Source organism: Paracoccus sp. (in: a-proteobacteria) (assembly GCF_032007265.1).
Classification (GTDB): domain Bacteria; phylum Pseudomonadota; class Alphaproteobacteria; order Rhodobacterales; family Rhodobacteraceae; genus Paracoccus.
This window is the reverse complement of the sequence record NZ_DALZMB010000029.1, coordinates 27,160-39,740: the sequence shown is the minus strand read 5'-3', so window position 1 is coordinate 39,740 and position 12,581 is coordinate 27,160. Positions and strand designations below refer to the sequence as shown.

General features: G+C 58.1%; 23 protein-coding genes. All 23 read left to right on the top strand.

Features of this window, described 5'->3' with window-relative positions:
• The first annotated feature begins 280 nt into the window (after window positions 1–280).
• The 23 genes from rpsJ (at window position 281) to secY (ending at window position 12,561) form a co-directional block, all read left to right on the top strand.
• Window positions 281–589 carry a 30S ribosomal protein S10 gene (gene rpsJ, locus RTS12_RS08475; RefSeq protein ID WP_042247848.1) on the top strand — a complete coding sequence of 103 codons (309 nt, stop codon included), beginning with the start codon at window positions 281–283 and terminating at the stop codon, window positions 587–589.
• Window positions 590–602: 13 nt separating this feature from the next.
• Window positions 603–1,334, top strand: coding sequence for a 50S ribosomal protein L3 (gene rplC, locus RTS12_RS08470; protein ID WP_312527422.1), 732 nt, complete (start codon window positions 603–605; stop codon window positions 1,332–1,334).
• Window positions 1,334–1,954 carry a 50S ribosomal protein L4 gene (rplD, locus tag RTS12_RS08465; RefSeq protein ID WP_312527421.1) on the top strand — a complete coding sequence of 207 codons (621 nt, stop codon included), beginning with the start codon at window positions 1,334–1,336 and terminating at the stop codon, window positions 1,952–1,954. The genes rplC and rplD overlap by 1 nt, the downstream gene beginning before the upstream one ends.
• The gene (locus tag RTS12_RS08460; protein ID WP_312527419.1) at window positions 1,951–2,259 is read left to right on the top strand and encodes a 50S ribosomal protein L23; all 309 of its coding nucleotides are present in this window, start codon (window positions 1,951–1,953) and stop codon (window positions 2,257–2,259) included. Before rplD ends, RTS12_RS08460 begins: the two co-directional genes overlap by 4 nt.
• A 94-nt stretch (window positions 2,260–2,353) precedes the next feature.
• Window positions 2,354–3,190 carry a 50S ribosomal protein L2 gene (gene rplB, locus RTS12_RS08455; protein WP_312527417.1) on the top strand — a complete coding sequence of 279 codons (837 nt, stop codon included), beginning with the start codon at window positions 2,354–2,356 and terminating at the stop codon, window positions 3,188–3,190.
• Window positions 3,191–3,193: 3 nt separating this feature from the next.
• On the top strand, window positions 3,194–3,472 hold the full coding sequence (gene rpsS / locus RTS12_RS08450) for a 30S ribosomal protein S19 (protein ID WP_276190244.1): 279 nt from the start codon (window positions 3,194–3,196) through the stop codon (window positions 3,470–3,472).
• Window positions 3,473–3,478: 6 nt separating this feature from the next.
• Window positions 3,479–3,859 (top strand): 50S ribosomal protein L22, encoded by a 381-nt coding sequence (gene rplV / locus RTS12_RS08445; protein ID WP_312527410.1) that lies wholly within the window; start codon window positions 3,479–3,481, stop codon window positions 3,857–3,859.
• Window positions 3,859–4,575, top strand: coding sequence for a 30S ribosomal protein S3 (gene rpsC, locus RTS12_RS08440; RefSeq protein ID WP_312527408.1), 717 nt, complete (start codon window positions 3,859–3,861; stop codon window positions 4,573–4,575). The genes rplV and rpsC overlap by 1 nt, the downstream gene beginning before the upstream one ends.
• A gap of 13 nt (window positions 4,576–4,588) precedes the next feature.
• Window positions 4,589–5,002: a 50S ribosomal protein L16 gene (rplP, locus tag RTS12_RS08435; RefSeq protein ID WP_312527406.1), complete on the top strand. Its 414-nt coding sequence runs from the start codon at window positions 4,589–4,591 to the stop codon at window positions 5,000–5,002.
• 204 nt (window positions 5,003–5,206) lie between these two features.
• Complete coding sequence (gene rpmC / locus RTS12_RS08430) at window positions 5,207–5,413, top strand: 50S ribosomal protein L29 (RefSeq protein WP_312527404.1); 207 nt, start codon at window positions 5,207–5,209, stop codon at window positions 5,411–5,413.
• Window positions 5,414–5,425: 12 nt separating this feature from the next.
• Entirely contained in the window at window positions 5,426–5,671 is a 246-nt protein-coding gene (rpsQ, locus tag RTS12_RS08425) for a 30S ribosomal protein S17 (protein ID WP_312527401.1), read from the top strand.
• A gap of 69 nt (window positions 5,672–5,740) precedes the next feature.
• A complete protein-coding gene (rplN, locus tag RTS12_RS08420; RefSeq protein ID WP_010400243.1) occupies window positions 5,741–6,109 on the top strand; it encodes a 50S ribosomal protein L14 in 369 nt (122 codons plus the stop codon).
• Complete coding sequence (gene rplX, locus RTS12_RS08415; RefSeq protein ID WP_312527398.1) at window positions 6,109–6,414, top strand: 50S ribosomal protein L24; 306 nt, start codon at window positions 6,109–6,111, stop codon at window positions 6,412–6,414. Before rplN ends, rplX begins: the two co-directional genes overlap by 1 nt.
• Window positions 6,414–6,974, top strand: a complete 561-nt coding sequence (gene rplE, locus RTS12_RS08410) for a 50S ribosomal protein L5 (RefSeq protein ID WP_312527396.1) — start codon at window positions 6,414–6,416, stop codon at window positions 6,972–6,974. Before rplX ends, rplE begins: the two co-directional genes overlap by 1 nt.
• 18 nt (window positions 6,975–6,992) lie before the next feature.
• The gene (gene rpsN, locus RTS12_RS08405) at window positions 6,993–7,298 is read left to right on the top strand and encodes a 30S ribosomal protein S14 (RefSeq protein ID WP_312527394.1); all 306 of its coding nucleotides are present in this window, start codon (window positions 6,993–6,995) and stop codon (window positions 7,296–7,298) included.
• Between the two features lie 9 nt (window positions 7,299–7,307).
• Window positions 7,308–7,706 carry a 30S ribosomal protein S8 gene (gene rpsH, locus RTS12_RS08400; RefSeq protein WP_312527392.1) on the top strand — a complete coding sequence of 133 codons (399 nt, stop codon included), beginning with the start codon at window positions 7,308–7,310 and terminating at the stop codon, window positions 7,704–7,706.
• A 12-nt stretch (window positions 7,707–7,718) separates the two neighbouring features.
• Window positions 7,719–8,252: a 50S ribosomal protein L6 gene (rplF, locus tag RTS12_RS08395; protein WP_312527390.1), complete on the top strand. Its 534-nt coding sequence runs from the start codon at window positions 7,719–7,721 to the stop codon at window positions 8,250–8,252.
• Window positions 8,253–8,263: 11 nt separating this feature from the next.
• Window positions 8,264–8,623: a 50S ribosomal protein L18 gene (gene rplR, locus RTS12_RS08390; protein ID WP_312527388.1), complete on the top strand. Its 360-nt coding sequence runs from the start codon at window positions 8,264–8,266 to the stop codon at window positions 8,621–8,623.
• A gap of 117 nt (window positions 8,624–8,740) precedes the next feature.
• Window positions 8,741–9,313: a 30S ribosomal protein S5 gene (gene rpsE / locus RTS12_RS08385; protein ID WP_312527386.1), complete on the top strand. Its 573-nt coding sequence runs from the start codon at window positions 8,741–8,743 to the stop codon at window positions 9,311–9,313.
• 11 nt (window positions 9,314–9,324) lie between these two features.
• Window positions 9,325–9,513: a 50S ribosomal protein L30 gene (gene rpmD / locus RTS12_RS08380; RefSeq protein WP_312527384.1), complete on the top strand. Its 189-nt coding sequence runs from the start codon at window positions 9,325–9,327 to the stop codon at window positions 9,511–9,513.
• Window positions 9,514–9,699: 186 nt separating this feature from the next.
• A complete protein-coding gene (locus tag RTS12_RS08375; RefSeq protein WP_312527382.1) occupies window positions 9,700–10,419 on the top strand; it encodes a hypothetical protein in 720 nt (239 codons plus the stop codon).
• Between the two features lie 178 nt (window positions 10,420–10,597).
• Entirely contained in the window at window positions 10,598–11,086 is a 489-nt protein-coding gene (rplO, locus tag RTS12_RS08370; RefSeq protein WP_312527380.1) for a 50S ribosomal protein L15, read from the top strand.
• Window positions 11,087–11,190: 104 nt separating this feature from the next.
• Window positions 11,191–12,561: a preprotein translocase subunit SecY gene (gene secY / locus RTS12_RS08365; RefSeq protein ID WP_312527378.1), complete on the top strand. Its 1,371-nt coding sequence runs from the start codon at window positions 11,191–11,193 to the stop codon at window positions 12,559–12,561.
• Window positions 12,562–12,581 lie beyond the last annotated feature (20 nt).

Here is a 12,581-nt window from a genome sequence, read left to right as displayed (position 1 = left end):
ATCCGGGGCGCTGCCCCGGACCCCGGGATATTTGTCGCATGGAAGACATGCCAATGTCCCCAGCGTCAAATCCGGGCAGAATAGCGAGAGCGCTTGACCTGTCGCCCTAATTCATGCATTTAGCCGCATCGCCGACACTTCCCCGATTCAAGGGGAATCATTGGCTATGTGCGAGGTCGCCCAAAAAAAAGGGCGACCTGTACGTTTTTACGGTTCGACGCTGGCGGTGCGTGGTGCGCTGTCAGCCTCTCAACTGGAACTCCCCGCAAGAGGGATGACAATGCAAAGCCAGAATATCCGCATCCGGCTCAAGGCGTTCGATTACCGCGTTCTGGATGCCAGCACGCAGGAAATCGTGAACACCGCGAAACGCACCGGCGCGACTGTTCGCGGTCCGATTCCGCTGCCGAACAAGATCGAGAAATTCACCGTTCTCCGTGGTCCGCACATCGACAAGAAGTCGCGCGACCAGTGGGAAATCCGTACGCACAAGCGTCTTCTCGACATCGTAGATCCGACCCCCCAGACCGTGGACGCGCTGATGAAGCTCGACCTTGCTGCTGGTGTGGACGTCGAGATCAAGGTCTAAGGAGGCACACATGCTGCGCACTGGTGTAATCGCCAAGAAGCTGGGCATGACCCGGCTTTTCCTCGAAGACGGCAAGCAGGTTCCTGTCACCGTTCTTCAACTTGACAACCTTCAGGTCGTCGCACAGCGCACCGTCGAAACCGACGGCTACGTTGCGCTGCAGCTTGGTGCGGGCGAGGCGAAAGCCAAGCGCGTGACCGCTGCAATGCGCGGCCATTTCGCGAAAGCGAATGTTGCCCCCAAGCGCAAGATCGCGGAATTCCGCGTCAGCGAAGACAACCTCGTGGAAGTGGGCGCCGAGATCATCGCCGACCACTACTTCGCAGGTCAGTTCGTTGACATCGCGGGTACCTCGATCGGTAAAGGCTTTGCCGGTGGTATGAAGCGCCACAACTTTGGTGGTCTTCGCGCCTCGCACGGTGTCTCGATCTCGCACCGCTCGATCGGTTCGACCGGTCAGTGTCAGGATCCGGGCAAAGTGTTCAAAGGCAAGAAGATGCCTGGCCACATGGGTGCCGTTCGCGTCACCACCCAGAACCTTCAGGTCGTCAAGACCGATGCAGACCGCGGCCTGATCCTTGTCAAAGGTTCGGTTCCGGGCTCGAAGGGCGGCTGGGTCACCATCAAGGACGCCGTGAAAAAGCCGCTGGCTGACAACACGGTCTTCCCGGCTGCGACCCGCGGCACGGCCACTGCCGAAGCTCAGGTCTCTGCTGAAGCCGCTGCGCCGGAAGGAGATAACTGATGAAACTTGATGTGATCAAGCTCGATGCCGGCAAAGCTGGTGATATCGAACTGAGCGATGACATCTTCGGTCTCGAGCCGCGTGCAGACCTTCTGCACCGTGTCGTCCGCTGGCAGCGCGCACGCGCCCAGCAGGGGACGCACTCGACGCTCGGCAAGTCGGATGTCAGCTACTCGACCAAAAAGATCTATCGCCAAAAAGGCACCGGTGGCGCACGTCACGGCAGCCGTAAAGCGCCGATCTTCCGTTCGGGTGGTGTTTACAAGGGCCCGGTCTCGCGTTCGCACGCATTCGACCTGCCCAAGAAGATCCGCGCACTCGGCCTCAAGCATGCTCTGTCGGCGAAATACGCTGCAGGCGAGCTGGTGATCGTTGACAGCCTGAACATTGCAGATGCCAAAACCTCGGTGGTCGCGAAAGCGGTCAAAGAGAACGGCTGGAAGCGCGTTCTGGTCATCGACGGCGCTGAAGTGAGCGAAAACTTCGCCCGCGCCGCGCGTAACCTCGAAGGTGTGGATGTCCTGCCGTCGATGGGTGCCAACGTTTATGACATCCTCAAGCGCGATACGCTGGTTATCACGCGCGCTGGTGTCGAAGCTCTGGAGGCTCGCCTGAAATGAGCAAAGAAACCCAAGCTAAACCGGAACACTACGACGTTCTCGTCAAGCCGCTGATCACCGAGAAAGCAACGCTGATCGGTGAGAACAACGGCGTGGTTTTCCAGGTCGCCAAATCGGCTAACAAGCCGCAGATCAAAGAAGCTGTCGAAACCCTGTTCGGCGTCAAGGTGAAGGCGGTCAACACCACCATCACCAAAGGCAAGGTCAAGCGTTTCAAAGGCCAACTGGGCGTCCGCTCGGATGTCAAGAAAGCCTATGTCATTCTCGAGGCTGGCAACAGCATCGACGTGACGACGGGTCTCTGATATAGACCGCGAATCGACGGCCCCGGCAGCGGGGCCGTTCATCTTTTGACGAAACGGACCACTACTAGGTCCAAAGCAACGGAAGACAGAAAGCATGGCACTTAAGTCGTATAAACCGACTACGCCTGGCCAGCGTGGGCTGGTTCTGATCGACCGTTCGGAGCTTTGGAAAGGGCGCCCGGTCAAATCCCTCACTGAGGGTCTGACCAAGCACGGCGGCCGGAACAACACCGGACGGATCACAATGCGTCGCCAAGGCGGCGGGGCGAAGCGTCTTTATCGCATTGTCGATTTCAAACGCACCAAATTCGACATCTCGGCAACCGTCGAGCGGATCGAATATGACCCCAACCGGACCGCGTTTATCGCACTGGTGAAATACGAAGACGGCGAGCAGGCTTATATCCTGGCTCCGCAGCGTCTTGCAGTTGGCGACAAGATCATCGCCGGCGCCAAAGTTGACGTGAAACCGGGTAACGCAATGCCGTTCTCGGGCATGCCGATCGGTACGATCGTCCACAACGTCGAGCTGAAAGCCGGTAAAGGCGGTCAGATTGCACGTTCGGCTGGTACCTACGCTCAGTTCGTCGGTCGTGACGGTGGCTATGCCCAGATCCGTCTGTCCTCGGGCGAGCTGCGTCTGGTCCGTCAGGAATGCATGGCGACGGTTGGTGCGGTCTCGAACTCGGACCACTCGAACCAGAACTTCGGTAAAGCAGGTCGCAATCGCCACAAGGGCATCCGCCCGAGCGTTCGCGGTGTTGCCATGAACCCGATCGATCACCCGCATGGTGGTGGTGAGGGTCGTACCTCGGGTGGTCGTCACCCGGTTACCCCGTGGGGTAAAGGTACCAAGGGTAACAAGACCCGGAAGAACAAGACGACTGACAAGTATATCTTGCGGTCGCGCAATGCGAAGAAGGGGCGTTAACCTATGGCACGTTCTGTTTGGAAAGGCCCCTTTGTCGATGCTTATCTGCTGAAGAAAGCGGAAAAAGCACGTGAGTCGGGCAAGTCGGATGTGATCAAGATCTGGTCGCGCCGCTCGACCATCTTGCCGCAGTTCGTTGGTTTGACCTTCGGCGTCTACAACGGCCACAAGCACATCCCGGTTACGGTCAGCGAAGAAATGATCGGTCAAAAGTTCGGTGAATATTCGCCGACCCGGACCTACTACGGTCACGCTGCTGACAAGAAAGCAAAGAGGAAGTAATTCGTCATGGGTAAGGAACAGAATCCGCGCCGCGTGGCGGATAACGAGGCCTTCGCGAAGATCAAGATGCTTCGCACCTCGCCTCAGAAGCTGAACCTGGTTGCTGCGCTGATCCGCGGTAAAAAGGTCGAAAAGGCTTTGGCCGATCTGACGTTCTCGAAAAAGCGCGTCGCGATTGATGTGAAAAAATGCCTTCAGTCGGCAATTGCCAACGCTGAAAACAACCACAACCTCGACGTCGATGGTTTGATCGTCGCCGAAGCTTGGGTTGGCAAAAACCTCGTCATGAAGCGCGGTCGTCCGCGGGCTCGTGGTCGCTACGGCAAGATCATGAAACCGTTTTCGGAAATCACCATCAAGGTGCGTCAGGTCGAGGAGCGCGCGTAATGGGTCAGAAGGTAAACCCGATTGGGATGCGTCTTCAGGTCAACCGTACCTGGGACAGCCGCTGGTACGCTGACGACAAAGATTACGGCAACCTGTTGCTCGAGGATCTCAAGATCCGCGACTTCATCCACACCGAAGCCAAACAGGCTGGTGTGAGCCGTGTCATCATCGAACGCCCCCACAAAAAATGCCGCGTGACCATTCACGCAGCGCGTCCGGGTGTGATTATCGGCAAAAAAGGCGCCGATATTGAAACCCTGCGCAAGAAGCTGGCGAATTTCACCGCTTCGGAACTGCACCTGAACATCGTCGAAGTCCGCAAGCCGGAAGTCGATGCTCAGCTGGTCGCCGAATCGATCGCTCAGCAGCTTGAGCGTCGCGTCTCGTTCCGCCGTGCGATGAAACGCTCGGTTCAGAACGCGATGCGCATGGGCGCACTTGGCATTCGTGTGAACGTTGCCGGCCGTCTGGGCGGTGCAGAAATCGCGCGTACCGAATGGTACCGTGAAGGCCGCGTGCCGCTGCACACTCTGCGCGCAGACATCGATTACGCGCTGTCGGAAGCCATGACTCCCTATGGTATCATCGGGATCAAGGTTTGGATCTTCAAAGGCGAGATCATGGAACATGATCCGCAGGCTCATGACCGTCGTGCGACCGAGTCGCAAGAAGGTCCGGCGCCGCGCGGACCGCGTCGTGATCGCGACGCGCGTTAAGGAGTAGAGGCAAATGCTGCAACCGAAACGGACGAAGTTCCGCAAACAGCACAAGGGCCGGATCCACGGCGAAGCCAAAGGCGGCTTCAACCTGAACTTCGGCTCCTTCGCGCTTAAAGCAACCGAACCGGAGCGCGTCACCGCGCGCCAGATCGAAGCTGCGCGTCGTGCGATCACCCGTCACATGAAACGCCAAGGCCGCGTTTGGATCCGGATTTTCCCGGATCTGCCGGTCACCGGTAAGCCCACCGAAGTTCGTATGGGTAAGGGTAAAGGTTCGGTCGACTTTTGGGCCGCCCGCGTTCACCCCGGCCGGATCATGTTCGAGATCGACGGCGTCAGCGAGACGATCGCGCGTGAAGCGCTGCGTCTTGGCGCAATGAAACTGCCGGTTCTGACCCGCATCGTTCAGCGCGAAGACTGGTAAGACTGAAGGGGTCTGACCCCGACAGCGAAAGAATGGCCCCGCCGTTATCACGGCGGGGCAACTCATTTGTAGCTTTCCCTCAAGAAGGCTTGCAAAGAAGGGGTCGGGCCTGTATGGGCAAGGCTTCTATGATGAAGCTCCACCGGAATCAGGGTGGCCCTGCAACGACAGGAGCCCTCCGGTGATGTTGAAAGGAACAGGCGCATGAAAGCGCAAGAACTGTCGACGAAGACGCCCGAACAGCTGCGTGAACAGCTGGTCGCGCTGAAAAAAGAGGCGTTTAACCTGCGCTTCCAGCAAGCAACCGGTCAGCTCGAAAGCACTGCCCGTATGCGTGCCGTCCGTCGTGACACTGCCCGTGTGATGACTGTCCTGAACCAGAAAGCGGCTGCTGCCGCGGCGTCGAACTAAGGAGCCCTCCCCATGCCCAAACGCATCCTGCAAGGCAAGGTGACCGGCGACAAGAACGAGCAGACGATCACCGTCCTCGTTGAGCGCCGCTTTAAGCACCCCGTTCTGCACAAAATCGTCCGTAGCTCGAAGAAATATCGTGCGCATGACGCGGACAACCAGTTCAAAATCGGTGACATCGTTCGCATCGTCGAATGTGCCCCGATTTCGAAGACGAAGCGCTGGACGGTTTTGACCGGCGACGCTACCGAAGCGTAACCAGCTTTTAACCGATCAGTATGATCGAAACCCTGGGGTCCTATATCCCCAAAGGTCGGGAGAAACCAAATGATCCAGATGCAGACCAATCTGGATGTTGCTGATAACTCCGGCGCACGCCGAGTTCAGTGCATCAAGGTCCTGGGTGGTTCGCACCGTCGCTATGCGTCGGTGGGCGACATTATTGTCGTATCCGTCAAGGAAGCCATCCCGCGCGGTCGCGTGAAGAAAGGTGACGTCCGTAAGGCCGTCGTCGTGCGCACCGCCAAAGAAGTAAAACGTGAAGACGGAACCTCGATCCGCTTTGATCGCAATGCTGCCGTCATCCTGAACAACCAGGGTGAGCCGGTCGGTACGCGTATCTTCGGGCCGGTTGTTCGTGAACTTCGTGCGAAAAACTTCATGAAGATCATCTCGCTTGCGCCGGAGGTGCTGTAATGGCTGCCAAGCTTAAAAAAGGCGATAAGGTCATTGTGCTTGCTGGCAAGGACAAGGGCAAGCAGGGTGAGATCACTGCCGTGTTCCCGCAAGTGAACAAAGCAGTTGTCGACGGCGTCAACGTTGCACTCCGTCACCAGCGCCAGACCCAGACCACGCAGGGCGGCCGCATTGAGAAATCGATGCCGATCGATCTGTCGAACCTGGCTCTGATGGACAAAAACGGCAAAGCGACCCGCGTTGGCTTCCGCATGGAAGGCGACCAGAAGGTTCGTTTCGCCAAGACCACTGGGGATGCGATCTGATGCTTGACCAAGCAAATTACACGCCGCGCCTGAAGCAGCAGTACAAGGACACCATTCGTCCTGCACTGATGGAAGAATTCGGCTACAAAAACGCCATGCAGTTGCCCCGTCTGGACAAAATCGTCCTGAACATGGGCATCGGTGAAGCAGTCAAAGACACCAAAAAAGTGAAACAGGGCGCTGAAGAGCTGTCGCTGATCGCTGGTCAGAAAGCTGTCATCACGCATGCAAAGAAATCGATCGCAGGTTTCCGCGTTCGTGAGGAAATGCCGCTGGGTTGCAAAGTTACCCTGCGTGGCGCCCGCATGTACGAATTCCTCGACCGTCTGATCAACATCGCTCTGCCCCGCGTTCGCGACTTCCGCGGCGTGAAAGGCACGTCCTTTGACGGCCGTGGCAACTACGCCATGGGCCTGAAAGAGCAGATCGTGTTCCCGGAAATCAACTTCGACAAGGTCGACGAAGTTCTGGGGATGGACATCATCATCTGCACCACCGCGAAGACCGACGCGGAAGCGAAAGCGCTGTTGAAGCATTTCAACATGCCCTTCAACAGCTGATCGCGGAGGTATAGAGATATGGCTAAAAAATCCATGGTCGAGCGCGAGAAAAAGCGCGAGCGTCTTGTTGCTCAGTATGCTGAAAAGCGTGCTGCGCTGAACGCGATCATTCATGACCAGTCCCTGCCGGTTGACGAGCGCTTCAAGGCCAGCCTGAAATTGGCTGAACTGCCGCGCAACTCTTCGGCGACGCGTCTGCACAACCGGTGCCAACTGACCGGTCGTCCGCATGCGTATTACCGTAAACTGAAACTGTCGCGGATCATGCTGCGCGAGCTCGGCTCGTTCGGTCAGATCCCCGGCATGGTCAAATCGAGCTGGTAAGGGGCAATTATGTCGATGAACGATCCTCTCGGCGATATGCTGACCCGTATCCGCAACGCGCAGATGCGGGGCAAGTCTACCGTCCGCACTCCGGCTTCCAAGATTCGTGCTTGGGTGCTCGATGTGCTGAAAGCTGAAGGCTATATCCGTGGCTACGAGCCCGTGACCACCGAGTCCGGCCATAGCGAACTGGACATCAGCCTGAAATACTACGAAGGCCAGCCGGTCATTCGCGAGCTTGCTCGCGTGTCCAAACCGGGTCGCCGCGTTTACGCTTCGGTCAAAGAAATTCCGCAGGTCCGCAACGGCCTGGGCATTTCGATCGTGTCCACGCCGAAAGGCGTCATGACGGATGCAGCAGCTCGCAATGCCAATGTTGGCGGCGAAGTTCTCTGCACCGTGTTCTAAGGAGGGCAGATAATGTCTCGGATTGGTAAAAAACCGGTCGCCCTCCCGAATGGCGTGACTGCGGAAATCAAAGGCCAGATGATTGAAGTTAAGGGGCCGAAAGGCACCCGTAACTTCACCGCTGGTGATGATGTGACCCTCTCGATCGAGGAAGGCGCCGTCAAAGTGACGCCGCGCGGCCTGTCGAAACGTGCCCGCCAGCAATGGGGTATGGTGCGTTCGATGGTCGAAAACCTCGTCACCGGCGTCAGCGAAGGCTTCAAGAAAGAGCTTGAAATTCAGGGTGTGGGTTACCGCGCCACGATGCAGGGTAACACCCTCAAGCTGGCTCTGGGCTATTCGCACGACGTCAACTTCGAAGCTCCTGCAGGAGTGACCATCACTGCACCCAAGCAGACGGAAATCGTCATCACCGGCATCGACCAGCAGGTCGTCGGCCAGGTGGCTGCGAACATCCGTGAGTGGCGCAAGCCCGAGCCCTACAAGGGCAAAGGCATCCGCTACAAGGGTGAGGTCGTCTTCCGCAAGGAAGGCAAGAAGAAGTAAGGGGCGCAAAAATGGCACTGACAAAACTCGAGCTGTTCCAGAAGCGCCGCTTGCGCGTACGGAACAAACTGCGGGCCATCAACGATGGTCGTCCGCGCATGTCCGTTCACCGTTCGTCGAAAAACATCAGCGTCCAGCTGATCGACGACGTGAAAGGTATCACGCTTGCTTCGGCTTCGACCCTCGAGAAAGATCTCGGCGTCGTCGGCAAGAACAATGTGGAAGCTGCTGCCAAAATCGGCGCAGCGATCGCAGAGCGTGCGAAAAAAGCAGGCGTGGAATCCGTGATCTTCGACCGTGGTGGCTTCTTGTTCCACGGCAAGGTCAAGGCACTTGCAGAAGCAGCCCGCGAAGGCGGTCTGAAGTTCTAATGGCTGCGGGTGGCGTTTTCGCCACCCCGATGATCCGGGGGCCGTTCGATTTATCGGCGGCCCACCAGGATTGGCATGGATGGCGCAGAATGCGCGCCAGCGAAGAAGGAATGCCTTATGGCAGAACGTGAAAACAACCGTCGGGGTCGCCGCGAAGAGCGTGAAGAGACCCCGGAATTCCAGGATCGTTTGGTCGCGATCAACCGCGTCTCGAAAACCGTTAAAGGTGGTAAGCGCTTCGGCTTTGCTGCTCTGGTGGTTGTCGGTGACCAGCGTGGCCGCGTCGGCTTCGGCAAAGGCAAAGCGAAAGAAGTGCCTGAGGCGATCCGCAAGGCAACTGAACAGGCGAAACGCAACCTGATGCGCGTTCCGCTGCGCGACGGTCGCACGCTGCACCACGACATCGAGGGCCGTCATGGCGCTGGTAAAGTCGTGATGCGTACCGCTCCGGCAGGTACCGGTATCATCGCCGGTGGTCCGATGCGCGCTGTGTTCGAAATGTTGGGTGTTCAGGACGTCGTGGCGAAATCGCTCGGCTCGCAGAACCCCTACAACATGATCCGCGCGACCCTTGAGGGTCTCAAGTCGGAAACCAGCCCGCGCAACGTCGCTCAGCGTCGTGGCAAAAAGGTTGCCGATATTCTTCCGTCCCACGACAAGCCGGCTGCTGAAGCCGCTGTCGAAGCGTAAGGAGAGGGCACATGGCTAAAACCATCGTCGTCAAGCAGATCGGTTCGCCGATCCGTCGCCCTGCCATTCAGCGTGAAACGCTGAAAGGTCTCGGCCTGAACAAGATGAACCGCACCCGCGAGCTGGAAGATACCCCGGCCGTACGCGGCATGGTCAACAAGATCCCGCATCTTGTGACCATCATCGAAGAGCGCGGCTAATCGTTTAGCGCTTTGACAAGACTTGAAACGCCTCGGGCTTGCCCGGGGCGTTTTCTTTTGGACTGTCAGCTTGGTGCCCCACGGCGCTGGCGCGTACCACATCCTGTTTTTCTGCGCTGTTAACGGGTTGGTAAGATTTCCTGCGCTATCCTGTCCGGCGGGGTGTGCTGGCCAGGGGGGATGCGCATGCGGCACCGGCTCGGATGGCTTTTGGCTTTGCTGTGCCTATTGCATGTGCCGCAAGCGGCGGCAGCAGGGCCCTGGGCCCGCGAGCAGGGGGGCGTATTTCTGTCTTTTTCGGGACAAAGGGACCGAGAGGCAAACAGCAGCATCAGCCTTTATGGCGAATACGGCCTGACGGCGCGCCGCACCCTTGGCATTGAGTTGGAACAGACCAGCCTGGATGAACGGACGGGGCTGTTCTGGCTACAGCAGGCATTGGGGCGTGATGACGGGGCGAATCGCTTTGCCGTTGCAGCGGGACTGGGCGTGGTCGAGCGCGATGGCGAGGTGACACCGCTGGGGCAGCTACGCGCAGGCTGGGGCCGGGGCGTCGAGCGATTGCCCGGTGGGGGCTGGCTTAGCGCTGAAGCCAGCCTGCAAGTCGCGGGCAAAATAGAAGAGGTGAGCTATCGCCAAGGCTATACGATTTCGGAATTTGCCTATCTGACCCCGAAGATGACCAGCAAAGCCGCGCTGACGCTGGGTTTTCGACCCACGGAAATGACAATGTTCATCAACCAGCTGCGCGTCGAGGATCGCGACGATTTGGGAATTGCCAGCAGTCTTGCCACATCATCGGTCTATGATCTGCCCGGCCCTGCCAAGATCGAGCTGGGAATCGTGACGCCCTTGTCGGGATCGGATGAACGCGCGGTCAAGCTGGGCACATGGTTTGAATTTTAGGTCGCTGTCCTTGGCTCAAGGGCCGGGCGGGACCGGCGCTGTTGCGGCTTTCCCTTGACCTTTGGCCCTGTCTTGGCTAATGGACCGGATGCCTTTCAGGCAGTGAACCAATCACCAAGATAAGCCGTGTCCGTCCCAGCTACGCTTCATCGGGACGCTTCCGGCAAGGAGAAGCGATATGAAACTTCATGAAATTCGCGACAACGAAGGCGCCAACCGCAAGAAAAAGCGCGTTGCACGTGGTCCGGGCTCGGGCAAGGGTAAAACCGCTGGCCGTGGTATCAAGGGTCAGACCTCGCGTTCGGGCGTCGCACTGAACGGTTACGAAGGCGGCCAAATGCCGCTGTATCGCCGCCTGCCGAAGCGCGGCTTCAGCAAGCCGAATCGCCTGTCGTTCGCCGTTGTGAACCTGGGCCAGCTGCAGTCGTTCATCGACGCAGGCAAACTGGATGCGAAAAACGACATCACCGAAGACGCATTGGTTGCTTCGGGCGTCATCCGTCGCAAACTGGACGGCGTTCGTCTGCTTGCAAAAGGCGAGCTGAAAGCCAAGGTTAACCTGACCGTTGCAGGCGCTTCGGCGACCGCAGTTGAGGCTGTCGAAAAGGCTGGCGGCAAGGTCACGGTGACCCGTCCGGTCAAAGCCGAAGAAGCGGCGGCTGAATAAGCTGTTGAACGGGGCTCCGCGGCCCCATAGATAAGCATTCAAGTTTTCCATGCGCCGCGGGATGGGGAGACCCTCCGGCGGCGCAGCCATGAATGGGGCAAGAAATGGCGTCAGCCGCAGAACAGATGGCCGCGAACTTCTCTTGGGGAACGTTCGGCAAGGCTACCGAACTTCGCCAGAGAATCTGGTTCACGATCGGCCTGCTCATTATCTACCGTCTGGGGACCTATATCCCCGTGCCGGGGATCGACGGCGCCGCTTTGCGCAACTTCATGGATCAGGCCCAGGCGGGTATCGGGGGCATCTTGTCGATGTTCACCGGTGGCGCGCTTGGCCGGATGGGTGTTTTTGCATTGGGCATCATGCCCTATATTTCGGCCTCGATTATCGTTCAGCTGCTGTCCTCGATGGTGCCAGCGCTCGAGCAGATGAAAAAAGAGGGCGAGCAGGGCCGTAAAAAGATCAACCAATACACCCGCTATGCCACGGTTGCGCTTGCGCTGTTCCAGGCATGGGGGCTTGCTGTCAGCCTTGAACATGGTGGGCTGGCGCATGAGGCGGGGATGTTCTTCCGCGCCTCGGTGGTGATTACGCTGGTGGGCGGCACGCTTTTCCTGATGTGGCTGGGTGAACAGATCACCGCACGCGGCATTGGCAACGGCATCTCGCTGATCATCTTCGTCGGTATTGTCGCTGAAATTCCCAGCCATCTGGCGCAATTCCTTGCTCAGGGCCGCTCGGGCGCGATCTCGACGCCGGTGATTCTGGGTGTGATCGTGATGATCGTCGCGGTCATCGCCTTTGTGGTCTTCATGGAGCGCGCGCTTCGTAAGATCCACATCCAATACCCGCGCCGTCAGGTCGGTATGAAGATCTATGACGGGCAATCCTCGCACCTGCCGATCAAGGTTAACCCGGCTGGCGTGATTCCGGCGATCTTTGCATCCTCGCTGTTGCTGCTGCCGGTGACGATCTCGACCTTCTCGGGCAACCAAACCGGCCCGGTCATGTCGACGATTCTGGCCTATTTCGGTCCGGGTCAGCCGCTTTACATGGTGTTCTTCGCAGGGATGATCGTCTTCTTTGCGTATTTCTATACCCATAACGTGGCCTTCAAGACCGAGGATGTCGCCGATAACCTGAAAAACCAGGGCGGCTTCATTCCGGGGATTCGTCCGGGCAAACGCACCGAGGACTATCTGACCTATGTGGTGAACCGGGTTCTGGTTCTGGGCTCGGCCTATTTGGCGCTTGTCTGCCTTTTGCCAGAAATCATTCGTCACCAGCTGTCGATTCCCTTCTATTTCGGCGGGACCTCGGTTCTGATCGTGGTGAGCGTTGTCATGGATACGATCAACCAGGTGCAAAGCCATTTGCTGCAGCATCAGTATGAAGGTCTAATTGAAAAATCGCAGCTGCGCGGCAAACGTAAGGCGGGGGCAGCACGTCCCAAAAAAGCTCCGGCTCGTCGCTGATACAAAGAAAAGGGACATAA